Annotated in this window: 26 protein-coding genes and 2 pseudogenes; 11 read left to right on the top strand and 17 right to left on the bottom strand. The window is 68.4% G+C overall.

Annotated elements, in window-relative coordinates:
• Nucleotides 1-235, top strand: a pseudogene (locus T398_RS08695) (hypothetical protein); the annotation flags it as partial.
• Between the two features lie 127 nt (nt 236-362).
• On the opposite strand, the gene T398_RS08690 reads toward T398_RS08695, so the two are convergent.
• The 10 genes from T398_RS08690 to T398_RS08645 all read right to left on the bottom strand — a co-directional run bounded on the left by T398_RS08690 (nt 363) and on the right by T398_RS08645 (nt 9,482).
• Nucleotides 363-914 (bottom strand): DinB family protein, encoded by a 552-nt coding sequence (locus T398_RS08690; RefSeq protein WP_496445813.1) that lies wholly within the window; start codon nt 912-914, stop codon nt 363-365.
• Nucleotides 915-1,010: 96 nt separating this feature from the next.
• Complete coding sequence (locus tag T398_RS08685) at nt 1,011-1,652, bottom strand: maleylpyruvate isomerase family mycothiol-dependent enzyme (protein WP_496445812.1); 642 nt, start codon at nt 1,650-1,652, stop codon at nt 1,011-1,013.
• Between the two features lie 119 nt (nt 1,653-1,771).
• Nucleotides 1,772-2,764 (bottom strand): hypothetical protein, encoded by a 993-nt coding sequence (locus T398_RS08680; RefSeq protein WP_496445811.1) that lies wholly within the window; start codon nt 2,762-2,764, stop codon nt 1,772-1,774.
• Nucleotides 2,761-3,384, bottom strand: coding sequence for an RNA polymerase sigma factor (locus T398_RS08675; RefSeq protein ID WP_496445828.1), 624 nt, complete (start codon nt 3,382-3,384; stop codon nt 2,761-2,763). Before T398_RS08675 ends, T398_RS08680 begins: the two co-directional genes overlap by 4 nt.
• A 149-nt stretch (nt 3,385-3,533) precedes the next feature.
• Nucleotides 3,534-4,373 carry a GNAT family N-acetyltransferase gene (locus T398_RS08670; protein ID WP_496445810.1) on the bottom strand — a complete coding sequence of 280 codons (840 nt, stop codon included), beginning with the start codon at nt 4,371-4,373 and terminating at the stop codon, nt 3,534-3,536.
• 83 nt (nt 4,374-4,456) lie between these two features.
• Nucleotides 4,457-5,629, bottom strand: coding sequence for a flavodoxin-dependent (E)-4-hydroxy-3-methylbut-2-enyl-diphosphate synthase (ispG, locus tag T398_RS08665; protein ID WP_011905251.1), 1,173 nt, complete (start codon nt 5,627-5,629; stop codon nt 4,457-4,459).
• 9 nt (nt 5,630-5,638) lie between these two features.
• Entirely contained in the window at nt 5,639-6,889 is a 1,251-nt protein-coding gene (locus T398_RS08660) for a M50 family metallopeptidase (RefSeq protein ID WP_496445809.1), read from the bottom strand.
• Nucleotides 6,889-8,100: a 1-deoxy-D-xylulose-5-phosphate reductoisomerase gene (gene dxr / locus T398_RS08655; protein ID WP_496445808.1), complete on the bottom strand. Its 1,212-nt coding sequence runs from the start codon at nt 8,098-8,100 to the stop codon at nt 6,889-6,891. The genes T398_RS08660 and dxr overlap by 1 nt, the downstream gene beginning before the upstream one ends.
• A 262-nt stretch (nt 8,101-8,362) precedes the next feature.
• Nucleotides 8,363-8,596, bottom strand: coding sequence for a DUF397 domain-containing protein (locus T398_RS08650; protein ID WP_496445827.1), 234 nt, complete (start codon nt 8,594-8,596; stop codon nt 8,363-8,365).
• Between the two features lie 4 nt (nt 8,597-8,600).
• Nucleotides 8,601-9,482: a helix-turn-helix domain-containing protein gene (locus T398_RS08645; protein WP_496445807.1), complete on the bottom strand. Its 882-nt coding sequence runs from the start codon at nt 9,480-9,482 to the stop codon at nt 8,601-8,603.
• A 250-nt stretch (nt 9,483-9,732) separates the two neighbouring features.
• Here T398_RS08645 and T398_RS08640 point away from each other — a divergent pair, with 250 nt between their 5' ends.
• The 3 genes from T398_RS08640 to T398_RS08630 all read left to right on the top strand — a co-directional run bounded on the left by T398_RS08640 (nt 9,733) and on the right by T398_RS08630 (nt 10,836).
• Nucleotides 9,733-10,029 (top strand): DivIVA domain-containing protein, encoded by a 297-nt coding sequence (locus T398_RS08640; protein WP_496445806.1) that lies wholly within the window; start codon nt 9,733-9,735, stop codon nt 10,027-10,029.
• Nucleotides 10,030-10,034: 5 nt separating this feature from the next.
• Complete coding sequence (locus T398_RS08635; RefSeq protein ID WP_496445805.1) at nt 10,035-10,301, top strand: hypothetical protein; 267 nt, start codon at nt 10,035-10,037, stop codon at nt 10,299-10,301.
• Nucleotides 10,302-10,596: 295 nt separating this feature from the next.
• A complete protein-coding gene (locus tag T398_RS08630) occupies nt 10,597-10,836 on the top strand; it encodes a DUF6289 family protein (RefSeq protein ID WP_496445804.1) in 240 nt (79 codons plus the stop codon).
• Between the two features lie 20 nt (nt 10,837-10,856).
• On the opposite strand, the gene T398_RS08625 is transcribed toward T398_RS08630, so the two are convergent.
• Both T398_RS08625 and T398_RS08620 read right to left on the bottom strand, forming a co-directional pair.
• Nucleotides 10,857-11,558, bottom strand: coding sequence for a carbon-nitrogen hydrolase family protein (locus T398_RS08625; protein WP_496445803.1), 702 nt, complete (start codon nt 11,556-11,558; stop codon nt 10,857-10,859).
• A gap of 171 nt (nt 11,559-11,729) precedes the next feature.
• Nucleotides 11,730-12,461 carry a Clp protease N-terminal domain-containing protein gene (locus T398_RS08620; protein WP_496445802.1) on the bottom strand — a complete coding sequence of 244 codons (732 nt, stop codon included), beginning with the start codon at nt 12,459-12,461 and terminating at the stop codon, nt 11,730-11,732.
• Nucleotides 12,462-12,602: 141 nt separating this feature from the next.
• Here T398_RS08620 and T398_RS08615 point away from each other — a divergent pair, with 141 nt between their 5' ends.
• The 5 genes from T398_RS08615 (at nt 12,603) to T398_RS08595 (ending at nt 17,735) form a co-directional block, all read left to right on the top strand.
• Complete coding sequence (locus T398_RS08615) at nt 12,603-13,127, top strand: PadR family transcriptional regulator (protein WP_496445801.1); 525 nt, start codon at nt 12,603-12,605, stop codon at nt 13,125-13,127.
• Complete coding sequence (locus tag T398_RS08610) at nt 13,124-13,852, top strand: ABC transporter ATP-binding protein (protein ID WP_496445800.1); 729 nt, start codon at nt 13,124-13,126, stop codon at nt 13,850-13,852. Before T398_RS08615 ends, T398_RS08610 begins: the two co-directional genes overlap by 4 nt.
• Nucleotides 13,849-16,098, top strand: coding sequence for an FtsX-like permease family protein (locus T398_RS08605; protein ID WP_496445799.1), 2,250 nt, complete (start codon nt 13,849-13,851; stop codon nt 16,096-16,098). The genes T398_RS08610 and T398_RS08605 overlap by 4 nt, the downstream gene beginning before the upstream one ends.
• A gap of 168 nt (nt 16,099-16,266) precedes the next feature.
• Nucleotides 16,267-17,517 (top strand): cytochrome P450, encoded by a 1,251-nt coding sequence (locus tag T398_RS08600; protein ID WP_496445798.1) that lies wholly within the window; start codon nt 16,267-16,269, stop codon nt 17,515-17,517.
• An 11-nt stretch (nt 17,518-17,528) separates the two neighbouring features.
• A complete protein-coding gene (locus tag T398_RS08595; protein ID WP_496445797.1) occupies nt 17,529-17,735 on the top strand; it encodes a (4Fe-4S)-binding protein in 207 nt (68 codons plus the stop codon).
• Nucleotides 17,736-17,838: 103 nt separating this feature from the next.
• On the opposite strand, the pseudogene T398_RS08590 reads toward T398_RS08595, so the two are convergent.
• Both T398_RS08590 and T398_RS08585 read right to left on the bottom strand, forming a co-directional pair.
• Nucleotides 17,839-18,066 (bottom strand): annotated as a pseudogene (locus T398_RS08590) (Hint domain-containing protein); the annotation flags it as partial.
• Between the two features lie 254 nt (nt 18,067-18,320).
• Entirely contained in the window at nt 18,321-19,376 is a 1,056-nt protein-coding gene (locus tag T398_RS08585; protein WP_496445796.1) for a hypothetical protein, read from the bottom strand.
• Between the two features lie 548 nt (nt 19,377-19,924).
• Between T398_RS08585 and T398_RS08580 the strand changes: the two genes are divergently transcribed.
• On the top strand, nt 19,925-21,022 hold the full coding sequence (locus tag T398_RS08580) for an integrase core domain-containing protein (protein ID WP_496445795.1): 1,098 nt from the start codon (nt 19,925-19,927) through the stop codon (nt 21,020-21,022).
• 552 nt (nt 21,023-21,574) lie between these two features.
• On the opposite strand, the gene T398_RS08575 is transcribed toward T398_RS08580, so the two are convergent.
• The 3 genes from T398_RS08575 to T398_RS08565 all read right to left on the bottom strand — a co-directional run bounded on the left by T398_RS08575 (nt 21,575) and on the right by T398_RS08565 (nt 23,353).
• Nucleotides 21,575-21,976, bottom strand: coding sequence for a hypothetical protein (locus T398_RS08575; protein ID WP_496445794.1), 402 nt, complete (start codon nt 21,974-21,976; stop codon nt 21,575-21,577).
• A gap of 184 nt (nt 21,977-22,160) precedes the next feature.
• Nucleotides 22,161-22,634 (bottom strand): NUDIX domain-containing protein, encoded by a 474-nt coding sequence (locus T398_RS08570; protein WP_496445793.1) that lies wholly within the window; start codon nt 22,632-22,634, stop codon nt 22,161-22,163.
• Nucleotides 22,631-23,353 carry an XRE family transcriptional regulator gene (locus T398_RS08565; RefSeq protein ID WP_496445826.1) on the bottom strand — a complete coding sequence of 241 codons (723 nt, stop codon included), beginning with the start codon at nt 23,351-23,353 and terminating at the stop codon, nt 22,631-22,633. Before T398_RS08565 ends, T398_RS08570 begins: the two co-directional genes overlap by 4 nt.
• A gap of 289 nt (nt 23,354-23,642) precedes the next feature.
• Between T398_RS08565 and T398_RS08560 the strand changes: the two genes are divergently transcribed.
• A complete protein-coding gene (locus T398_RS08560) occupies nt 23,643-23,876 on the top strand; it encodes a flavin reductase (protein ID WP_196232286.1) in 234 nt (77 codons plus the stop codon).
• Nucleotides 23,877-23,923 lie beyond the last annotated feature (47 nt).

Genomic DNA, 23,923 nt, shown 5'->3' with positions numbered 1-23,923 from the left:
CTCGCAGGGCCTGTTCCAGCAGCGCCCCTCCAGTGGTTGGGGCACGGTGGAGCAGATCACCGACCCCGCCTACTCCACCACCGCCTTCCTGGACGGTTTGAAGCAGGTCAAGGGCTGGCAGGACCTGCCGTTGACCGAGGCCGCGCAGAAGGTGCAGGTGTCGGCGTACCCGTTCCACTACGCCCAGTGGGAAACCCAGGCCGCCGACCTCGTCGCCGAACACTGGACCAGCTGACCCCACCGACACCCACAAACAAACCCCCACCCACAGACCTAACCCACACCAGGGGGAAAGAAACTGTTGGCCGGCACCCGAACCGGGTGCCGGCCAACAGTCGTCTCCGGATGCTCTGGACAGCTTACTACTGCCCTCTGCGCCCATCGATGCACTCGCGAAGAAGGTCGGCGTGGCCCAGGTGGCGGGCGTACTCCTCGATCAGGTGGACCAATACCTCACGTAGCTCCACATCGTCTGCTCCCCGGGCGTCCAACTCCGTTCCCGCGACGAACTCGTCGGCGGCATCGCACTGCCGTTGCCATTCCTGGAATGCCGCCTCGACGTCGGAGCCCGTGGGCATCGGAAAGGTGAACTCTTCGCTGTGCACCCCGTTGGGACGGAAAGGACGAGGACCGCTGTCGCCCTGCATCACCCGCTGAAACCACCCGTGCTCGACCGCGGCCAGGTGCCGGACAAGCCCGAGCAGCGTCAGCTCCGAAGGAGGCACCACGGGGCTCGCAAGCTGCTCCGGTGTCAGCCCCGCACACTTGAGCCGCAGCGTCTGTCGCTGAAAACTCAGGTAGCTGAGGAGCACGTTTCGCTCGCCGTGGACGGCGTCCTGGTCCCGCGGATCCTGGGTGGGCGGGACGAACATGTTCTGCCAGCCGAAACCCTTGCCTGCCCACTGATCACCCATGAGCGGAGTCTGCCGACTGGTCAGGGGCGGTGCAACGCGGTATGCCAAGCGCCCGTCCTCGGCTCGGCATGACCCCGTGCGCCACCGGCGTCAAGGTCAGGAGGTGGCGCGCTCGATGAGGGTCGCGGCCCCGGCTCCGGTGAGCTCGTCGGGTGCAACCGGCCGACCGGAGACCGTGAGCAGGAGGGCAAGGGCCGTTCCACGCACCTCGGGGCCAGCTCCACTGTCTACGGAAGCGTCTGGGGTGACCAGTCGCAGCCCACTCGCGCGCTCCCTGCCGCCGCCCAGCTGCACCGTCGTCCGTAGTTGGAAGGTCAGCGCCGCCGCCACCTGCTCGACCGGGTAGTCGCCGCGGAGCCCCACTGCCCGTCGGATGTCCTCGCCGTGGACGAATGCCTCGACGAGGCGGGTGACGATCGCGGCCGGTGGGGTGCTGGTGCGGGTCACGACCGCCCGAAGTGCGGCGAGGGTGTCCTTCGGGTCCGCGCGCCGTTCCCGGGCGAGACCGACCGCGTTCTGCCGGTCGAAGTCGAAGCGGGCGGTGACCATGTCGCGGACGAAGCGGAGCCGCGTCGTCTTCGCGGTGTCGACGAGGTGGGCCACCACGTCGTGGACGTCCCAACCGGGGCAGGCGGTCGGAGCAGCCCACTGCTCGGGCCCCAGGGTCTCCAGGCTGCGCACGAGAGCCGCGCGCTCGTGCGCAACGACAGTCCACACCGCGGCGTGCCGACTATTCATGTCGCCAGCCAAGCAGCAGGGGCTGACACTGCGGGCTGGGCTGTCGGCTCTGGCGGTCGGCAAAGCGGAGGTGTGAGCGCCGGCCACTCCCGGCTATGGGGAGGTGGCCGGCGGGGGTGTCAACGCTGCACGGTCACCTGCTCGCCGATGGCCACGACCTGATCCGCGGTCATGAAGAGCGGCGCCTGCAGGTTGAACACCGAGCCGTCGGACAGCGGGACCTGGAGGAACCAGATCTCGTCGGCCCGGACGAGGTGGGCCTCCCGGCCGTTGACCTGGACGGGACTCACCTCCTGGGCTCCCATGATGTTGCCCAGCAGGTCCGGCTGGGGCCGCTCAGCCAAATGCACGTTCATCGTGGCGTCCGAGTTCTCGTCCTTCAGGGTGAGGATCCGGTCGTCCTTGAAGGCGAACACCTCCCAGCCCGCCGGCGCGAGGCGGACCTGCAACGGCACCTCCTGTGGCCGCTCGACGACCGTGTCCGCGAGGGCCAGGACGGCCGCCTCGGTGCCGAACCGGCCTCGGCCCGTGACCTGCACCCACTGGCCCGGCTCCCGCTCCCACATCACTGACACATGGGCGGGCCCATTCTGCGGATGGTTCTCCCACAACTCGCCGCGTTGGCCGTGCACCATCACCGGTCTGATGTTCTGGGCGAACTCGGCGCGCGGACGTTCGTCACGAACGCTCAGGTAGACATCGCTCTCCCCGGCCGCATCCTGGTGCACCGCGAGGAAGCGCCCGTCGTGAAAGCTGAACAACGGGGCTTCCAGACCGGCCGGAACCGGATCGAGGGCGAGCGGGAAGACCGGCATCTGGAACGCGACGAGGGAGACAGCGGTCGGCGTACGGTCCCGCGACTGTTCGGCGGATATCACACCGCCGACCACCACCGAAAAGACGAAGAGCGCACTGGCCGCGATGACAGTCATGGCCAGTCGCCGGCCCCGCCGGAAGCCGTGCGGGCGGTGGAGTCCCGCCCACCGCTGCCGGGGTTCGCCGGACGCGTCGGCGATCTCGGTCAACAGACGGTGCCGGGCGGAGTTCAGCACGCTCTCGGTGGCGGGTGCCGAGTCGGGGCCATGTTCCTGCAGCAGAGTGATCTCGTTCATGCGCGTTCCTCGCTGGTGATCGTGATGCTGAGGGCCGCACGGGTCACCCGTCGCGCCCGGTTGAGGCGGGAGCGAACGGTGCCGACGGGGATGTCCAGCACCGCCGCGATCTCGTTGTACGACAGCTCCGCCCACGCGGACAGGAGCAGGACGTCCCGGTCGCCGCGCTTGAGCGCGGCCAGCGCGGCAGCCAGGTCGCGCCGCAGTGACTGGGCGTCCAGCCGCCCGAGCGCGTCGTCGGTGGCGTACGCCTCGCCGCCGGGATCCACTGGGACCCGGGCCAGGGCCCGGTACCGCCGCTTCTCCTGCCGCGCGTGTCGGCGCAGCACGTTGGTGGCGATGCCGAACAGCCAGGGACGTACGTTGACGTGCAGCTTCCGGTACGTCGCCCGCTGTCGGAACGCGATCAGGAACGTCTCGGCCAACAGGTCGTCGGCGTCCGGCCCGATCCGGCGGGCCAGATATCGGTACACGGCGCTGGCGTGCCGATCGAACAGCGGCCCGAACCGCTCCGCGACCAGCAACGACTGCTGGATCAACACCTCGTCCGGGGGCTGGTCGACCGGAGAGCCGTCGAGCGCCCCCTCGGGGAGCTGGTCGACCGGAGAGCCGTCCAGCACCTGTCGGGGGGCGTGGTCGGCCGGGGTGCCGTCGGCGTGCGACGGTCTGGCAGCCGCAGGGCTCCCCGGTTCACGTTGACGGGCTTGCACCCCTTGTTTGATGGTCACACTTTCTCATGCCCGGTCGCCGTCCCGGGGTTCACGCCCGCTCAGAACAGGACGGTGGCCAGGGTGCCCATCGGGCGGAAGCCGCAGCGCTCGTAGACCCGCCGGGCGGCCCGGTTGAAGTCGTTGACGTAGAGGCTGACCGTGGGCGCGAAGCGGTACAGCGCGTCCCGGACGACGGCGGCCATCGCCGCCGCGGCGATCCCCCGGCCCCGCCACTCGGGGGCCACCCAAACCCCCTGCACCTGGGCGGTACGCCGGGTCACCACCGCCAGCTCGGCCTTGAAGACGACCTCGCCGTCGACGATGCGGACGTACGCCCGACCGGACCGGACCAGGTCCTGGACCCGGCGGTAGTAGCCGCGCCCGTCATCCTCGGCCAGCGGCGAGACCCCGACCTCCTCGGTGTACATCGCCACGGCGGCGGGGAAGAGCCGATCCACCTCGCCGCGACGCACGTGGCGCACCTGCGGGTCCGGGCTGACGGCGGGCACGGTGTCGGTGGCGAGCAGCGGCTGGTTGGGGCGGACGTCACGGGCCGGGCCCCAGGTTGCGGCGAGCCGCTCCCAGAGACCGAGCACCGCGTCGGACCGGCCGACGATCGACGAGCAGATTCGCTCCTGCCCGGCGAGCAGGTCGGCGTAGGCGGCTACGGCGGGCTCGGTCGCGAGCACGGGGGTGAGGTTGCCGCCCAGCCAGCAGACGGATTCCAGGTTACGGCGGGGGCCGTAGCCGAGGACCCGTCCCTCGGACCGCCACCAGCCGAGCCCGCGCGCGGCGACCCGCTCGGCGACCTGTGCGCCCGCGTACGGGTCGAGGTCGAGCAGTTGCTCGACTGCGCGACGCTCCGATTCCCCGAGTTGCCGTACCGGCGTCGTCAGCACGGTTTCAGCCTGCCAGATCAGCGGATCCGGCGTTGGCCGACCGGCCTACTCGGCGGCCCCTTCGGGGAACAGGACGGGCCCGATCAGTGCACGGTCACGGTGGCGCCGCCGGCCAGGCTCCGCAGCTCCTCGGGGAGCTCGGCGCCCATCTCCTCGGCGAGGCGGAGCGCCTCCTCGATGAGCGTCTCCACGATCTGACCCTCCGGGACGGTCTTGATGACCTGGCCCTTGACGAAGATCTGGCCCTTGCCGTTGCCGGAGGCCACCCCCAGGTCGGCCTCCCGGGCCTCACCGGGGCCGTTGACGACGCAGCCCATCACGGCGACCCGCAGCGGCACCGGCAGCCCCTCCAGGCCGGCGGTGACCTCCTCGGCGAGCTTGTACACGTCGACCTGGGCCCGGCCGCAGGACGGGCAGGAGACGATCTCCAGACCGCGCTCGCGCAGGCCGAGCGACTCCAGGATCGCGGCGCCGACCTTGATCTCCTCCACCGGCGGAGCGGAGAGCGACACCCGGATGGTGTCCCCGATCCCCTCGGCGAGCAGCGCACCGAAGGCCACCGACGACTTGATGGTGCCCTGGAACGCCGGCCCGGCCTCGGTGACCCCGAGGTGCAGCGGGTAGTCGCACGCCTCGGCGAGCTGCCGGTAGGCCCGGACCATCACCACCGGGTCGTTGTGCTTCACCGAGATCTTGATGTCCCGGAAGCCGTGCTCCTCGAAGAGCGAGCACTCCCACAGCGCCGACTCGACCAGCGCCTCCGCGGTCGCCTTGCCGTGCTTGGCCAGCAGCCGCTTGTCCAGCGAGCCCGCGTTCACGCCGATCCGGATCGGTACGCCCGCGTCACCGGCGGCCTTCGCGATCTCCTTGACCTTGTCGTCGAACTGCCGGATGTTGCCCGGGTTCACCCGTACCGCCGCGCAGCCGGCCTCGATCGCGGCGAAGACGTACCGGGGCTGGAAGTGGATGTCGGCGATCACCGGGAGCTGCGACTTACGGGCGATCGCCGGCAACGCCGCGACGTCGTCCTGGCTGGGTACGGCGACCCGGACGATCTGGCAGCCGGCGGCGGTCAGCTCGGCGATCTGCTGGAGCGTGGCGTTCACGTCGGCGGTGAGTGTGGTGGTCATCGACTGCACCGACACCGGGGCGCCCCCACCGACCGGCACCGAACCGACCATGATCTGACGGCTCGCCCGACGGGGCGCGAGCGGCGGCGGCGGTACGGCGGGGATACCGAGACTGACAGCGGTCACTTCAGGCACTCACCTTGTGAAGAGCGTGATCGGGTTGACGACGTCCGCGGTGACGGTCAGCAGCATGAACGCGCCGCCGATCAGGATCACCGCGTACGTGACGGGCATCAGCTTGAGATAGTCGACCCGGCCGGGGTCGGGGCGGCGCAGCCCGGCGTAGGCCCAGGAGCGGGCCCGCTCGAACCAGGCGATGGCGATGTGGCCGCCGTCCAGCGGCAGCAGCGGCAGCAGGTTGAACACGCCGATGAAGAAGTTCAGCGAGACGAAGAGCATGAAGAAGAGCAGCCAGGCGTCGTTCTCCACCGCCTCGCCGCCGATCCGGCTCGCGCCGACCACGCTGATCGGGGTGTCTATGTCCCGCTCGCCACCGGTGATCGCCGTCCAGAGCGCCGGGACCTTCTGCGGGATCCGCTTCATCGCCTCGTAGGTGTTCACCGCCATGGTGCCGGTGAAGTCGGCGGTGCCGCCGATGGCGCCGATCGGACCGTACTCGATCCGGCTGGGGGTGCTGGGGATGAGCCCGACGCCGAGCGCGGCGACCGGCCCGACGGTGCCCTCCGGGTCGTCCAGCGGCGGACGCTGGGTCTGCCCGAGCGTCACGGTGGTGCTGCCCGGCTGGTCGTCGCGCAGGTAGTCGACCTGCGCCGGCTGCCCCGGCTGCTGGGCGCGCAGGGCGACGAGCAGGTCGCCGTAGCTGGCGACGGGGGCGCCGTTTACCGCGGTGATCTGGTCGCCGTCGCGCAGCTCGCCCTGCGCGGCCGGGCTGGCCGGGTCGGTGTCGGTGCAGGCCCGGGCCTCGTTCTCCGGGACCACGCAGCTGGCGAGCTGGATGATCGCCGGTTCCTGCCGGACCTGCGCCAGGGTGCTGGGGAAGTTTGGGTTGGGTAGACCGGCGGTGATCGCGATGATCCAGAGCGCGATCAGGGCCAGCGCGAAGTGCGTGATCGAGCCGGCGGACATCACGATCGTCCGCTTCCAGACCGGGAACCGCCACATCGCCCGCGGCTGGTCGGCCGGGTCGACGTCGTCGTCCTGCGGGGTCATCCCGACGATCTTGCAGAAGCCGCCGAGCGGGATGCCCTTGAGGCCGTACTCCGTCTCGCCCCGCTTGAACGACCAGAGGGTCGGGCCGAAACCGACGAAGTAGCGGGTCACCTTCATGCCGAAGGCCTTCGCTGTCAGCAGGTGCCCCGCTTCGTGCAGACTCACCGAGATCAGGATGGCTAGGGCGAAGAGCGTCACCCCGAGCAGGTAGGCCATCAAGTTCCTTCCGCTGACTTCTCGATGATTGTCTGCGCGTGCCCGCGCGCCCACGACTCGGCCGCGAGCACGTCCTCGACGGTACCTGGTTCGCCGAAGTCAGGAGCCTCGGCCAGCACCTGCTCCAGGGTGTCGACGATGCCGAGGAACGGCAGCCGCCCGGCGACGAACGCCGCGACGCACTCCTCGTTGGCCGCGTTGTAGATCGCCGGCCGGCAGCACCCGGCCTCGCCGGCCGCCTTGGCGAGCGCGACCGCCGGGAACGCCGTGTCGTCCAGCGGCGCGAACTCCCAGGTGTGGCTGGTCGTCCAGTCGACGGCGGGGGCGGCGTCGGCGACCCGGTCGGGCCAGCCGAGGCCGAGCGCGATCGGCAGCCGCATGTCCGGCGGGCTGGCCTGGGCGATGGTGGAGCCGTCCACGAACTCGACCATCGAGTGGATCACCGAGGTCGGGTGGACCAGCACGGTGATGTCCGCGTACGGCACGTCGAAGAGCTCGTGTGCCTCGATCACCTCCAACGCCTTGTTGACCATCGTGGCGGAGTTGATCGTGACGACCGGCCCCATGTTCCAGGTCGGGTGGGCGAGCGCCTGCTCCGGGGTGACCTGGGTCAACTCGTCGCGTCGCCGCCCCCGGAACGGGCCGCCGCTGGCGGTGACGAGCAGCCGGCGCACCTCGGGGCGGGACCCGGAGCGCAGGCACTGGGCGAGCGCGGTGTGCTCGGAGTCGACCGGGACGATCTGCCCCGGCCGGGTCACCGCGGCCCGCACCAGGGGGCCGCCGGCGACCAGCGACTCCTTGTTGGCCAGGGCGAGGGTACGGCCGGCGCGCAGCGCGGCCAGGGTCGGCGCGAGCCCGAGCGAGCCGACCACCCCGTTGAGCACCACGTCGCTGGGCCACTGGGCCAGCTCGGTCATCGCGTCCGGCCCAGCGATGATCTTCGGCAACTTCACCTCGCCCCGGGCCCAGCCGCGGCGGCTCGCCTCGGCGTAGAAGGCGAGCTGGAGATCCTGCGCGGCGGAGGCCCGCGCCACGCCGACCGCCGCCACGCCGAGCTCCAGGGCCTGCGCGGCGAGCAACCCGACGTTGCCACCGCCGGCGCCCAACGCCACCACCCGGAACCGGTCCGGGTTACGGCGCACGATGTCGATGGCCTGGGTGCCGATCGAACCGGTGGAGCCGAGCAGCACGACGTCGCGGGGAGCAGTCACCCCGCCATTGTTCCCCAACCGATTCGGCGCCCGCCGGGAGCCTCAGCCGACGCGCCGAAGGCCGGTCCCGGCCGACGCCAGCCGACGCGCCGAAGGCCGGTGCCGTCACGCACCGAAGGCCGGTGCCGTCGCATACCGAAGGCCGGTGCCGACCGCACACCGAAGGCGCATGCCGACGGCACACCGCAGGCCGGTGCCGACCGCAGGCCGGTGCCGACCGCAGGCCGGTGCCGACCGCAGGCCGGCACCGGCCAACAGCAGCTCAGAGCTGGTGGTCGCGCTCCCCGGCCGGGACGGCGACGACGAACCGGGTCCAGGCCGCCGGGTCGAAGCTCAGCGTCGGGCCGGGCCGGTCCTTGCTGTCCCGCACACCGACACCGCCGCCCCCGACTCCGGCGCCCCCGACTCCGCCGTCACCGGCGCCGCCGGTGACGGCGAACGCCGCCACCTCGACGCAGTTGCCCTCGCCACCGGACCGGGACGACTTGCGCCACACCCCGTCACGCCTCATCGCTCATCTCCTTCGCAATCGCCGCGATCAACTCACCGGACTCGGCAACGCCCAGCGCACGCTCGCTGAGCGACCGCCAGGCTTCCTCGTAGGTTTCGATCTCGTGGGCCTTGTCAAGGTAGACCGCCCCGCATGGCCCGTCCGTATAGATGGTGGTCGGCTCCGGCTCCCGCACGTCGGTCGGGAACTCCAGCGTGGTGAAGGTGCCCGCATGCGCCCAGCGGAACACCCCGGCGCTCAGCGGCAGCACCCGGAGACCGACGTTGTGCCGTTGCCCGGCGACGAGCAGCGCCTCGAGTTGACGCACCATCGCCGGGCGGTCCCGCAGGGGCCGCCGCAGCACCGCCTCGTTCAGCACCACCTCGAGCTGGGGCGCCCGGGGGATCGCCCGCGCCAACAGCCGCTGCCGGTGCAGGCGAACCTCTACCTTCGCCTGGCGCTCCGCCGCACTGAGCTGCGGATGGTCGGTGGCGATCACCTCGGTCATGTACTCCACGGTCTGCAACAGGCCGGGAACCAGGTTGACCTCGTAGTGTCGGATCCGGGTCGCGGCGGCCTCCAGGCCGACGTAGAGCTTGAACCAGTCCTTGATCACCGAGCCGTAGCTGTGCCACCAGCCGTGCGCCTTGGTCTCCCGGGCCAGCGCCCGCATCGTCTCGATCGTCTCCCGGGCCGCGCCATAGACCCGGCACATGGCCTCCACATCGTTGGGGTGCATGGGGACCTGACCGGTCTCGTACCGCCAGATCCGCGGCGCCGACCACTCCAGTTCCTTCGCGGCGGCCGACACCGTGACATACGCGTTTTCTCGAAGCTCTCTCAGATATCTCCCGAGTTGCCTACGCGGAACGGTGCTCCCCGAGTCATCCACGCCATCTCCTTTACTGTCGTCGCGTTAGGCACCTCATCCCTTGGTCCGCATCCTCCCGCGAGACATTGCATCAAGCCAGGGTTGCAATAAATCTTGTCTGGGACCGACCAAATATTGTTCGGTCGCCCCCGGGGCGGGCGCCACCCTCCACCTCATCCAGGCGCCCGCCCCGGCCTCGACAGCGACCAGAAGGAGCACCCGTGAAGGCCATTGACGACGGTTCGGTCGCGCGACTGAAGGCGACCCAGCGATGACCTACCCGAGCGAGGACCGGCTGCGCGCGTACCAGGTCCGGAGCGCCATCTTCGACGTCCGCCGACGGGGCCTCGACCCGCAGCAGGTGCACGACTATCTGGGCCGGGTCGCCAACGAGATCGACCGGCTGCACCGCGACCTGACCACCGCGAACACCGAGGCGGAGCGGATCCGGCAGGCCCTGCGCCAGTGGCAGTCCCGGCACACCGACTGCTGCCACCACCACACCGACGCACCCCACGCTCGCCGGATGGACACGCACCGCGTCCCCGGCGAAGCCGACAGCGGGTAGCGCCGATGGCCGCACGCTGGGTCCTCCACCTGCCCACCACCCTCACCAACCAGGACGATGCGGCTAGCCTGGCCACGGCGCTCCGCGACTCCCTCGCGCACGTCACCGTCATCGACTTCGGCGACACCACCCTCAGCGAGGAGGACCGACAGTCGCTGCGGGCCCGGGTCTGGTGCGACGCCCGAATCGACGGAGCGGGCCGCTGCCGCCGCCGCGCCGACCATGCCGGGCCGTGCGGTAGCGCCGAAGGCCGATGCCGCCTGAGCCGTTGATACCGCTGGAGCCGCCGACATTAGCAATTTGGCATGGAGCAATAGAACTCACGATCGCACCATAGTCGACAATGCCCACACATCGCCTCCCGAGGCCGCTCCCCACGTGGGCCGCACCGAACACGGCGTCACCGGCAGGAATGTCAGTGGAATCGGGCAAATCCTACGCCGCGGAAGGCGCCCCGGAAGCAACGCGCACACGAAAAGCCGAGTTGTTATTTGTTTCGTGCTGGTTAATGCTGACGGCACAGTTAGTTCTCGATTGATCAGCCCGCACTACCGGAGGTCCACCATCATGATCCGACGCCTCTTCGTCACCCTGGCCTTCCTCGCCGCCGCCGTCCTGGTCTCGCCCGCAGCACCCGCGTCGGCTCGCGCCTGCACGTTCGGCTACGAGTGCTACACGACCTTCTACTCCGGCCCGTCGTTCACCACCGTGGTGGGAAGCTTCCACGAGGACTGCCAGGGTGAACCCACCATGGTCGGCACCCGCAGCGGCTACAAGACATTCCAGGAGTACCCCTGCCCGCAGTAACCCCCAGGTGCGGGCGTACGTCAGCGCACGCTCCGGGCGAGGACCGCCCGGGCGACCTCGTCGGGGGCGGCGCTCGCCTCGGTGACCAACTCCCCGGCGGCGGACCAGATACCCGAACGGCCGGACGTACGGGCGAAGCCGCCACCGGTCGGACCCGCGAAGGCCGCCACCGCCACCCAGACGCCGTGGTCCGCGGCGACCCGACGGGCCCGCTCGCCGTGCACGTCGGCCTCGTCCTCGGCGTGGACCACGCCCGCAACGTAGCCGTCGATCCCCAGCGCGACCGTCTTCGCGGCATGCTCGGGGACGCCGGTGTCGCGGCAGACGGCGAGGCCCAGCCGCCACCCGTCCACATCGATCGCGGCGGGCACACCGGGGACGAAACGGTCCAGCTCCCCGCCGTGCAGGTGGACCTTCCGGTAGGCAACCCACGCGCTTTCCCCGTCCACCGCCAGCACACCGATGCTCGGACCGGGAACCGGGGCGCCGACCAGCGCGAGCGCCCCGGTCTCGGCGCAGGCGGCGACGATGGGCGCCAGCCGTTCGTCGTCCGGGGCGACCGGCAGCGCGTCCAACTCGTAGCCGGTCAGCGACAGCTCGGGGAAGACCACCACCCGCGCGTGGGCCGCCCGGACGGCCGCCGCGTGCGCCGCGGCGTTGACCGCCACGTCGTACGCGACGCAACCGGGCTGTGCCACCGCGATGCGCAACCCCTGCCCCATCCCGCCTCCTTCGACTGCCACGCCCGCCCTGTCCGGGCTAGGCAACTCCGGCTGCTTACCCTGCCTGCCGGCTGCGCGGCGCTCCGGCTCCCCAGCTCTCCGGCGACGCAGCTCTCCGGCGACGCAGCTCTCCGGCTAGCCAGCGCTCCGGCGACGCAGCGCTCCGGCTACTCAGCGCTTCTTCCGGGTGAGCTCGGCGAGCGCGCCCTGGAGCGCGGCCTCCACACCCTCCTTCTCCAGGCCAAGGCCGGTGAGCACGCCGTCGCCGTCCTCCTCCTCAAGCAGGGCCAGCAGCACATGCTCGGTCCCGATGTAATTGTGGCCGAGGCGAAGCCCCTCCCGGAGGGTGAGCTCCAGGGCCTTCTTGCCGCGTGCGTCGTACGGGATCAGGTCCGGGACCTGCTCGACGCGCGCCGGCAGGGTCGCCGTGACCGCGTCCCGGAGGTGGTCCAGGGACACCCCGCGCGCCGTGATCAACTGCGGGGCGAGTGCGTCCGGGTCGACCAGCAGCCCCAACGCCAGGTGCGCCGGACCGATCTCGGCGTTTCCGGCGGCGCGCGCCTCCTCCTGGGAGGCCACGACGGCGTTGCGGGTTCGGGTGGTGAACCGGCTGAAGCCGGCATCCGACTCCAGCGCCGCGGCGCTCGCCACCTTCGCCGCCGAGCGCTTCTGGGCGGCCTGTTTGCTGACGCCCATGCTGCGGCCGATCTCGGTCCATGAGGCACCCGAGCGCCGCGCCTGGTCAACGAAGTGCCCGATCAGATGGTCGGCCACCTCGCCGAGGTGGTCCCCGGCAAGGACCGCGTCGGCGAGTTGGTCCAGCGTGTCGGTGTGCGCCTGCTTGATGTGGTCGATCAGCTCGTCGAGGCGTACCGGGTGGGGCATCATCAATGGTTCAGTCATGCGTCAACCATAGGTTGACGATGCGCTGCGTCAACCGGAAGTTGACGCTAGCGCGACATCTCCGCCGAACTCCACTCTCGACAACCTTACGAACCAGAGTAGATTGCGAGTGTAGATGCCGAGTGCATAGAGTCCCGGGGCGTGGACAACACGACAACCCTGCTCGGCCTCCTCGGCACCGGCGCGAGCTACGGCTACGACCTGAAGAACAGATACGACCGCTGGTTCGGGCTGAAGAAGCCGCTGGCGTTCGGGCAGGTCTACACGACCCTGACCCGGCTGATGCGCGACGGCTGGATCGTCGCGGTCGGCGCGGAGGCCGGTGCCGGCCCGGAGCGCAAGCGCTACGGAATCACCCCCGCGGGCCGTACCCGGGTCCTGGAGTGGATCTTCACCCCCGAGGTGCCGTCAGAATCCCTGCAGAGCGACCTCTTCGCCAAGACCATCATCGCGCTGCTGCTCGGCGACGACGCGGGCCGGCTGCTGGACCTGCAACGAACCCGGCACATGGCCCGCATGCGGGAGCTGACCAACGAGAAGCGGGGAGCCGGTCTCGCCGTCATCCTCGCCTGCGACCACGCCCTGTTCCACATCGAGGCGGACCTGCGCTGGATCGACCTGACCGTGGCCCGCCTGTCCCAGCTACAAGCCGAGGTAAAAAAGTGAACGAGGTCGAGACCATCAGCACGTCGGCGCCAGCCCCCCAGGACGGGTCGGCTCCCCTCCTGCGGGCACGGGGGCTACGGCTCGCGTTCGGGCTGACCGAAGCCCTACGCGGCATCGACCTGGACTGCCACGCCGGAGAGATCATCGCGGTGACCGGCCCCTCCGGGTCGGGCAAATCCACCCTCCTGCACGTGCTCGCCGGCGTCCTGGTCCCGGATCAGGGCACCGTCGACCACGACACGGTTCGCCTCAGCGACCTCGACGAGGCGGGCCGGTCGCGGCTGCGCCTGGACAGATTCGGACTCGTCTTCCAGTACGGTCAACTCCTGCCAGACCTGTCCGCGGTGGACAACGTGACGATTCCCCTCCTGCTGGCCGGCGTCAGCCGGCGCGAAGCCCGACGCCGGGCTGACAGCTGGCTCGACCGGCTCGGCCTGGCCGAGTGCTCCCGGAAACTGCCGGCGCAGCTCTCCGGCGGGCAGGCGCAGCAGGTCGCCGCCGCCCGAGCCCTGGCCACCAAACCGACCATGATCTTCGCCGACGAGCCGACCGGATCGCTGGACTCACTCGCCGCCGAGACCGTCATGCTCGCCCTCACCGAAGCGGCGAGAGACGCCAACACCGCCGTCATCCTCACCACCCACGACCCACGTACGGCCGCCTACGCCGACCGGGAAGTCGTCGTCCGCGATGGGCAGATCACGGCCGGAGGGGCGTACCGATGAGACTGTTCACCCTGACCAGACTCGTCACAGCCGAGGGCCGCGGGGCCACCGGGCGGCTGGTCGGCATGGCCGGGGGCATCGCGGTCGGCGTCGCGCTGCTGCTGTTGCTCCTCGGCGCCTACGGCGGGGTCACCTCCCGCACCGAACGCGCCACCTGGATGGCCCTGGGCGATCAGGTGGCGACCCAGGTCCCCGACCCCGCAACCGCCGCGCCGAGCGACGAGACGGTGCTGGCGACGACCAGCATGGAACACTTCGACGGGGAAAAGATCAGCAGAGTCGACCTCGTCGCGACGCCGGACTCGACCGTGGTCGTGCCCGGCGTCGGGCGGCCCCCGGCGGCCGGCACCTATCACGCCTCCCCCGCGTTGATCGCCCGCATCGAGGCGCACCCCACCGACCTCCTCGGTTCCCGGTACGGCACCCGGGCCGGCGTCATCGACGCCTCGGGCCTGGCGAGCCCGGACTCGCTGGTGGTGGTGACCGGGGCGACGACCGAGAACCTACGCTCATCGTTCGGCGGCATGGCGGGAAGCGTCTTCCTCAACGGAGGCGTCTGGTCGGTCACGGAGTTCCGCGGGGTTTCCTACCCGAGCAGCAACTACCGCACCATCACCATCATCGGCGCCATCGCGATTCTGCTTCCCGTCCTGATCCTGGTCGGCATCGTCACCCGCCTCGGCGCGGCCACCCGCGCGGAACGCTTCGCCGCCCTACGCCTCATCGGCGCCACACCCCGCCGGGTCGCCGCCATCGCCGCCACCGAGACCGGGGTGACCAGCCTCGTCGGTGCCCTGGCCGGAATAGTCCTGGCGTGGCTGCTCGCCCCGGTCGCCGCCCTGGTCGAAATGGAAGACGGCCGGTTCTTCCGCACCGACCTGACCGTGCCGTCGGGCACCGTGCTCATCGTCGTCGCGGGGGTCGTGGCCGGCTGCACCGCCATCGCCGGATGGCGCACCAGCCGGGCCGGCATCGGCCCCCTCGGCGGCAGCCGCGAGCGAACCGAACGCCGCCCCACCGCCCTCGGCGTGGTGCCGCTCATCGCCGGCGTGGTGGTGCTGCTGGGGGCCACGGCCGCCGCCCTGCTCCACACCCCGTTCCCCCGTACCGACTGGATCCTCATCGCCGGCTTCATCCTGCTCCTGGTCGGGCTGATCGCCGCCGGGCCGGTGCTCACCTACTGGACCGCTCGGATCGCGGCCCGCGGCGCGCACCGCACCGCCGGAGTGATCGCGATGAACCGCATGCGACAACACCCGCGGGCCACCTTCCGCGCGGTCAGCGGCCTGGTCGCCGCCGTCTTCCTGGTATCGGTCTTCTCCGCCGGGATCACCACCGTCGCCGAGGAAGCACTCCCCGAAGATTCCGAGCATCTCTCGCCCTCCATCCTGATCGGCTGGCTCAGCCCGCCACCACCGGACGACGCCGGCGCAACGGCGTCCAGTACCACCGCGGTCACCGCCACGGCATCCCGGATCGCCCGCACCGACGGAGTCACCGCGACCGCGATCGGCAACTCGCACCCCGAGGGCGGAGCTGTCTTCACCGCCGCCGACGCCACCCGCGTCGGCCTGCCCAACCCCCACGGCGCCAGCCACATCCAGGTCACCGGCAGCCCCTTCGGCGGCGGCCCGCTGGTCACCGACAGCCCCCTGAGCGGCGGCCCGCCGGCCACCCGCCCAGCGACCACACCCGGCCCCACGCCGAGGATCCTGCTCGTCGCCACCGACGGCACGACGCACTCGGTCGAACGCGCCCGCACCGCCATCCTCGGCAGCGAACTGCGCCTGTCGTATCCGCCCATGACCCAGGCCGACCACGAAGGCGCCCGGTGGCAAACCTGGGCCGACCGCTACGCCAACCTCGGCCACCTGGCCGTGCTCGTGGCCACCCTGATCTCCGCGGTCTCCCTCGCCGTCTCCAGCATCGCCGCCATCCTGGACCGCAAACGGGTACTCGGCCTGCTCCGCCTGATGGGAATGCCCGCATCGACCGTACGCCGCGTCATCGTCGCCGAAGCCGCCCTGCCGCTCGGCACGGTCTTCGCACTCTGCGTCGGACTCGGAATCCTCACCGCCTGGTGCCTCGTCGCCGGCCTCACCGAAGGCCGACGAACGATTACCTGGCTACCTCCGTCCTACTACCTGATCCTCGCCACGAGCCTCGCGCTCGCCGCGACCGCGGTGCTCGCCACCTTCCGTACGGCGCGGACGAGCACCACCATCGAAGCGACCCGGATCGGATAGAAGGTGGCTGAGCTCAACGGCGAGCACGTGCCGGAGGGCGACCCCTGTTGGCCCGGCCGGTCGGCGGAGTCAGGCCATCGACGACCGGGCATGGACGGGCGACCACCATCCGGCTAGCCTGAGGCCGAGCGGCGTAACGACATCCACTTCTGCGAGGTGACGATCGCCATGACAGAGACTGCCTCGATCGAAATGACCGGGACTACCTCCGGCCCGCTCACCGACGCCGACTTCCCTGTCCAGCGTGGATGCCCATTCACCGCACCCGCCGAATACGAACAGATCAGGGAAGAATCGCCGATCGCCAAGGTCCACCTGAAGACCGGCGGCGAGGCCTGGTGGATCGCCGGGCACGAGCTGGGACGCGCCGTCCTCGCCGACCGGCGATTCTCCTCCGACCGCCGGAGAGACAACTTCCCGTTCGTCAGCACCGACCCGGAGACGAGGGAACAGCTACAGTCCCAACCCACCTCCATGCTCGGCATGGATGGTGAAGAGCACGCCCAGGCGCGGCGGGCCCTGATGGGCGAGTTCACCGTCCGCCGCATGGCCGGGCTACGACCACGGATCCAGCAGATCGTCGACCAGCACATCGACGAGATGCTCGCCACCACGCGACGCTCCGTCGACCTGGTCGAGGCGCTGTCGCTACCGGTGCCATCGTTGGTCATCTGCGAGCTGCTCGGGGTCCCCTACGCCGACCACGACTTCTTCCAGGGCCTGACCGGCCCCTTGCTCCGCCACACCACACCAACGGAGGTTCGGGTACGGATCCAGGAGGAACTGAACACCTACCTCGGCAACCTGATCGACCGCAAGCTCACCGACCCCACCGACGACCTGCTCGGCCGACAGATCGCCAAACACCACGCGAACGGCACCTTCGATCGCGCGAGCATGGTCAGTATGGCCTTCCTCCTGCTCGTCGCCGGTCACGAAACCACCGCGAACATGATCTCCCTCGGCGTCGTTGGACTGCTCGAACATCCCGACCAGCTAGCCATGATCAAAAATAATCCGGACAATACCCCGCTGGCCGTCGAGGAACTACTGCGCTACTTCACCATCGCCGACACTGTCACCGCCCGCGTGGCCACCGAAGACGTACAACTCGGCGACACCACCATCAGCGCCGGCGACGGGGTCGTCATCTCCGGGCTGGCCGCCGACCGCGACCCTGCGGTCTTCGCCGACCCCGACCGGCTCGACCTCGAACGCGGCGCGCGCCACCACGTCGCCTTCGGCTTCGGCCCGCACCAGTGCATCGGCCAAACCCTGGCCCGCATGGAGCTACAAATCGTCTTCGACACCCTGTTCCACCGCATCCCCACCCTCCGCCTAGCCGCACCGCTCGACGACATCCCGTTCAAGACCGACGCGTTCGTCTACGGCATCGAGGAACTCCCGGTCGCCTGGTAACGGAGGACGACATGCGCATCGAGGCGAACACCGACGTCTGCATCGGAGCCGGCCAGTGCGTGCTGACCGAGCCGACCGTCTTCGACCAACACGACGACGGCATCGTCTTGCTCATCACCAAACACCCCGAAGGCGAAGCCGCCCACCGCGCCCGCGAGGCCATCGAACTTTGCCCATCAGGCGCACTTTCCGTAGTGGAGGAATCAGGCGACAGCTAAGCCTCGATCCACCGATGAAGATCGGCTCGGCGCGACCCCGGATATAGAAGGTGCCCTCTGAACGGGTTTCTGGCCTGGTGGGCGGCCCACCGCGACGACTGACCTTGACGCCGTCACCCTTGATGGCCGCGGTGACCGTCTCGGCCACGGTCTCGCCCGTCTCCGGGTCGGTGGCCAGGACCTTGTCACCCGGCTGCACATCCTCCACCGGCTTGGTGGAGCCGTCCGCCATCAGGACCCTGGTGCCGGGAACGAAGCTGTTGGTCTTACAAGACCCGCCGCTCGAACCACCATCGCCGCGCGCCGTCGCGCCGGAGTCCCCGCCGCCCTTAGCCTCGATCCACCGACGCGGTTCGTGATGGTCGCGGTTGAATAGCTCTGATATCGGGTGGTTTTGGGGTACGGCGGAATCGCCGATTACGTGATCGGCTTGCTCCGGGCAGGGTTGTGTTGTGTTGGGGTGGGGCCGGGGTTCGTGGCCTGTGGTCGGGCCGCCTGGTTCCGGTCGGTGCGCGGTGGTCAGCCGGGTGCGGTGCGGATGGCGGTGTACAGACGGTGTCCCCCTTTGGCCCTGGGGATTCAATCTCAACTACCATCAGGGCTACTCGCCAGCCCTAGGCGACGGACGAGCAGGTCTTGCACAGCACCCGTATCCACGAATTGCTCGCTTAATACTCTTCGGCCCAAGTTGTCAGAATCGGCAAGAACCGCATGCAGGAGATGTGCGCTGCCCAAGGCGGCCCCATTACCAGAAGATGCCACAAGTCGTGCTGCTTCGGCGGCCCGCACAGCAGCCACCGTCCATGGTGGGTTTTTCGAGCTACTTCGCCAGCTTCGACGCCGCTGCGGTGATGCAATTTCTCCTACTTGAGGATTAGACGCGGCAGCCGAAAGAGTAGCTTCTCGGTCAATCCCGAAGTGCCGTAGCACGAAGTCACATGATTGCATGTATCCGGCTGTTGGAGAGAGCCCGCTTGTCGTCATCTCCTCCTCAAGAACCAAGACGGCCAGGATGAGGTGAATCAATGTTGTTCTGTCGTGTCCCAAGCGAACCGTTTCCGCGATGGCCTCGTCCTCTAGGAGGAAAAGCACGGGATTCGTTTGAGCCACTAATCGGAGGACGCTGACCGCCACCATCCTCTTCAGAGTAGTTGTCCGCCGACGATTCTCTCGACCTGGCTGAATAAGGACACCGACTCGATTGAGCATCTCCGCAAGCGCTTGACGCGGTGGACTCCCACCAGGAACCGGCCAGGTCCGTCGTGCCACCTCGGTCAAAAGATCAAGGTCCACCCCTTGCTTCCGGACAAAATTGCTCGCCGCGTTAGCCGAATCCGCCAGGAGCGCCTCCAGCAAGTGGTCGGCTCCCACCCATGGCGCATCGCGTGCCTCAGCAATCGCCATCGCTAGACGTACGGCCACCCCAACTTCATCATCCCAACGAGGCAAACTCGACGAAGCCTCTGCCGCCGCCCAGCCGAACGCCCGCCAGTGCACTTCCCTCATGGTCCGGTCTAGCCTCAACTCCGCATCCACGGAGAGAGGAGTACGACTGATGCCACCGCCCTGAACGAAATCACGGCCAGCGCTTTCGACACGGACTGGATTCAGCACTTTACGAAATCCGGGAAAATTGTTCATCGTGCTGATCAGTACGGTATCAGTCCCAATCACCGACTGACGGAGCGCCGGGGCTGCGCGACACGCCCCATGCAGCACCCAATAGAAATCGCGACCTACCTCTACCGACACCGGTCATCTCCGCGCATCCGCCAACCTTATCCGATCACTTACGGCGATGTTTGCCTTTGTAGTTATCGGGCGCTCGATGCATTGCAGGATACCCCACCAAATTCCCGAAACGCCTTCCTATCATAGAATAAGCCGTATATGGTACTGCCAACGGCGCCCATCGCCCCAACAGATACAGAATCTTGCGGCAGGGCACCGAGCACCTCTTTGGGAAACTATCGCACCACTTTACACCAGCCCCCTCACTGGCTCCAGCAACTGCGTGCTTAAGTGGAATGCGATTTACACCCGCATGCCTAAGGTTGTGGATGCCGAGAATCTCATCCACCCTGGTCACAGCCATCTTGATCACGGGGGCAGGGATGCTGGGGCCGACGCGGATCTTCTCGGCTGGATCGTGACGGTGCTCTACGTCGAGCGCTGGGCGACGATGAGGTGTGTTGTTTCGACTGGCATACCTCGGCGTGACCAACACTCTGACCCTACTGCGGCTGCTTCCGATGAGCGACCGCGACAAGGACGCCGAAATCCTCGCGCTACGGCACCAGATCATGGTGCTCGAACGGCAACTGCACGGCGACCGGGTCCGGTTCACCCCAGCGGATCGGGCCTGGCTCGCGGCCCTGCTGCACCCGCTACCGCGAACCGTGCGCAACCAGCTGCGGCTGCTGGTGCGCCCGGAGACCGTACTGCGCTGGCACCGCGATCTGATCGCCCGCCGGCATGCCCAGAGTTCCCGGCCCCACCGGGCCGGACGGCCACGAACGATCCGGTCAATCCGCCGGCTGGTCCTGCGCCTAGCCTCGGAGAACAGCACCTGGGGATACCGCCGTATCCACGGCGAACTACTCGTCCTGGGCGTCAAGGTCGCCGCGTCCACCGTCTGGGAGATCCTGAAAGAGGCCGGTGTCGATCCGGCACCTCAGCGCACCAGCAACACATGGGCGGCGTTCCTACGCTCCCAAGCCCACGCCATCATCGCCGCCGACTTTTTCGAAACCGTGATGCTGACCGGTGCACGCCTCTACGTCCTGGCCGTCATCGAACACGCCACCCGCCGCATCCGAATCCTCGGTGCCACAGCGCACCCGACCGCAGCCTGGGTGACCCAGACCGCACGCAACCTGGTGATGGACCTGGAAGACGCCGGCTGCCAGGTGAAATACATGATCCGAGACAGGGATGGCAAGTACCCGGTCCTGTTCGACATCGTCCTCGCCGACGCCGGTATCGATGTCGTCCGCACCGGGACACGGGCACCCCGGATGAACGCGATCATGGAACGCTGGATCCGGACCTGCCGGCGTGAACTCCTCGACCGGACGCTGATCCTCAACCAGCGGCACCTGCTGCACGCACTCCGCGAATACGAGGTCTTCTACAACGAGCATCGCCCTCATCAGGGCATCGCCAACGTCCGGCCACTCGCGCCACTGCCCGAACCGATCACCGACCCGGACCGTCTCACCCACCTGAACATCCACCGACGTGACCGTCTCGGCGGCATCCTCCACGAGTACGAACACGCTGCCTGACCAGCGCGGATGACATTTTCGGCAGGTACAAGGCTTTCAGCCGTCGCAGCTACTCAGCACATGACTGGTAGCCAGGGCTGATCTTGCGCGAGTTGGTTGAGGGCGTCGAGGGTTGATCCAGGAGGTCAGATCAAGCGTTCACCATTTGGTCAGGATTCAGTCGGCCGAACTTCCCATCGCTTGAAGCGCCCCAAAGATCGCCCACCCCACAGCCTGCACGTTCTCACTGTAGAAGCCATACCTATTATGAAATGCCTCTTCCGACGAGCGATTCAAGAAGGCGAACGCCAAGGACCCGCACAATACTCGAAGGTCGGGGTGACTTAGCATCACATCAATGCTTTCTCGCGATCGAAAGTCCACCTCTCGACCCCTCAGTTCGAGGAGCCTCGCTGAGGCTTCTCCGGCCACGACGGAAACCACCTTCGAGGAGTGACTACCACCATAGATATCGATAAGGACCCTTCTGACCAGCTCAAACTGAGTCGGAGTGAGCGTGAGGACATAGCCATCGCCCGAACTCCTGAGGCCAACCCTTCGATACATGTGACGTCACCCTAGTGAATTGAAGATGCTGTTGAAATCGTCCAGCGATTGATGATAAGCGTGAACCATGTAGGAGTTTTGGACAATCGTCACACCTCTACCGCTGGAGTCCAGTCTAGTATCATCGCGCCTGGCTGTTGTTCCTGGCTTTCTCCGGTCGACATGCGTCATACCCAAATCGCGCTGACCGGTCAGGTAGTTCGCCAAGCCGTCTACGTTGCCACCAATTCCATTGATGGTGTGATCCGCCGCATCGCTGGCCGAGTTGCAGCTCGGACACATACGCTGGTGATTGTAGTCAACTCCATCGGCAATATCGTTTCCGTAAGTATCCTGAATTCTTGCATGCGCTGCGTCGTCGAGGCCCCCACAGTTGTGCACGAGGACCGGGGTGTTGCCGGCGAGCACATAGTACGTGTGGGATTTTCAGCCCATCACGCAGTGTGACCCTATGCTTTTATGGCGTTTCACCTGGCCTTTCGTGCGTAGCACCGACTTGCCGCATCGAAGTGTATCGGTGTTGACGGCGACGGTGACGGCAACCTGGGGAGACGTCCGCGCTCGCCGGCGGCCGAGGCATCGATGTCTGACGCTATCCGAGGTAGGGGGTGTCGCGGTGCTCGGCGTGGTGGTGGAGGCGGAGGCGGACGGTGTCGTGGATGGGGATGTGGTCGAAGTCGGTGGGGTGGATGTAGCGGACGTCGGTGGATTCGTCGCTGATGGTCAGTGTGCCGCCGGTGACGCGGGCGAGGTAGGTGATGGTGAACTCCTGCCGCACCTCGCCGTCGGGGTAGGCGATGACGTGTGCGGGGTCGGTGTAGATGCCGAGGAGGCCGGTGATGGCGATATCGAGGCCGGTTTCTTCTTTGACTTCGCGGATGGCGCATTGTTGGAGGGTTTCGCCGATGTTCATGGTGCCGCCGGGGAGGGACCAGTTGCCGGAGTCGGTGCGTTGTTGCAGCAGGACGCGGCCGTGTGGGTCGGTGATGATGGCGGCGGCGCCGGGGATGAGGCTGTTCGGGGTGGGGGCGTGGGGGTCGTGGTAGTGGTCGCGGCGGCCGGTCACGGGGTGTGCGTGGGGTAGGTGGTGGTGGTTTGCCAGATCTGTTCGAACTGGTCGGCGTGGGCGGCGAAGATGCCGTGCGGGGAGAGTTCGCGTAGGTGTAGGGCGGGGTGTTGGTAGCCGCGGGCGCGGTAGAGGTGTGGGGTGACGATCATCTGGTGGTCGAAGCGGAACACCGAGTTGTACAGGTGCACGGTGTGCAGGCCGATCTGGACGCCGGGCACCTGGTGGAGGGGTTCGCAGAAGTTGAGGGCGTTGCGGATCCGGCCGGGGAGGGTGCCGCCGATCTGTTCGAGGTTGTCGCGTTCGGCGACGTGTGGGCAGTCGGGGTCGGCGAACGCGAGCCGAACCCTGGCACCAGCGGTGGCCTTGTCGGTGATGAGCTGCATGGTGTTGGGCAGCAGTTCCAGGAGGAATGGATAGGCGTAGCCGAGCAGGTCGATCCGCTTCGTGGCGCCGGTGAGCAGGTCCGTCCAGACGTGGTGGCCGATGTCGGCGCGATGGGCGTAGGCGGCGACGACCTCGGCGGTGGCTTCCGCGCCGGGTGCCTGGTCGGGGCGGGTCTGCGGCCACAGATCGGCTTCGGTTTCGCCGAGGGCGTCGGCGACGGCGAGGCGGGTGCGCTGGTGCGGGACCCGGCCGGTGAGCCACCGGGTGACGGTTTTGACGTCGACTCCGACGGCTTCGGCGAGGGCGGCGGGGTTGAGGTGGGCGCGGAGCATGGCCGCGCGGAGGCGGTGACTCATACCGTCCCACGGTAGTGGACACGGTGGGACGCGCCAGGGTCGTGGAAGTGTCCAGGCTGGTGTCTGTGGGGACGTTGGGGTGTCCCTGGGTTGGTTCGTAGGTTCGGCGGTAAGGGCCTCGCCGGTTCGCTTGCGGCACTTTCGCCGGGCTGGTGGGCGCCAGGGGGAAGGGGCGCCACTCGACCCGGGCTGTGGTTCTGGGTTTGGTACGGGTGGCGGTCCCTTCCCCTTCCAACGATCCGGGAGGGTGGTGGGGTTGTTGTCGATGCATCAACCGATACGGCCGCAGTGGATCTGCGCGGGATGCGGGGTACCGTGGCCGTGCCGGACCCGGAAACGGCAACTCGTGGCGGAGTTCACCGGTGCCCGGGTGTCGCTGATACTGCACCTGTCGGCGTACCTGGTCCAAGCATGCGAAGACCTACCCCACACCCCGTCAGGAGTGCTCCACGCACGGTTCCTCGCCTGGCAGCGCTCGGCCGCGCTGCGCAGCGAGTAGCGGCGCCCCAACCAGGACCGTGGTGGGTCTGGTCGGGGCGCCGCTGA

Source organism: Salinispora goodfellowii, from assembly GCF_059570675.1.
This window is presented reverse-complemented; position numbering and strand designations above follow the sequence as displayed.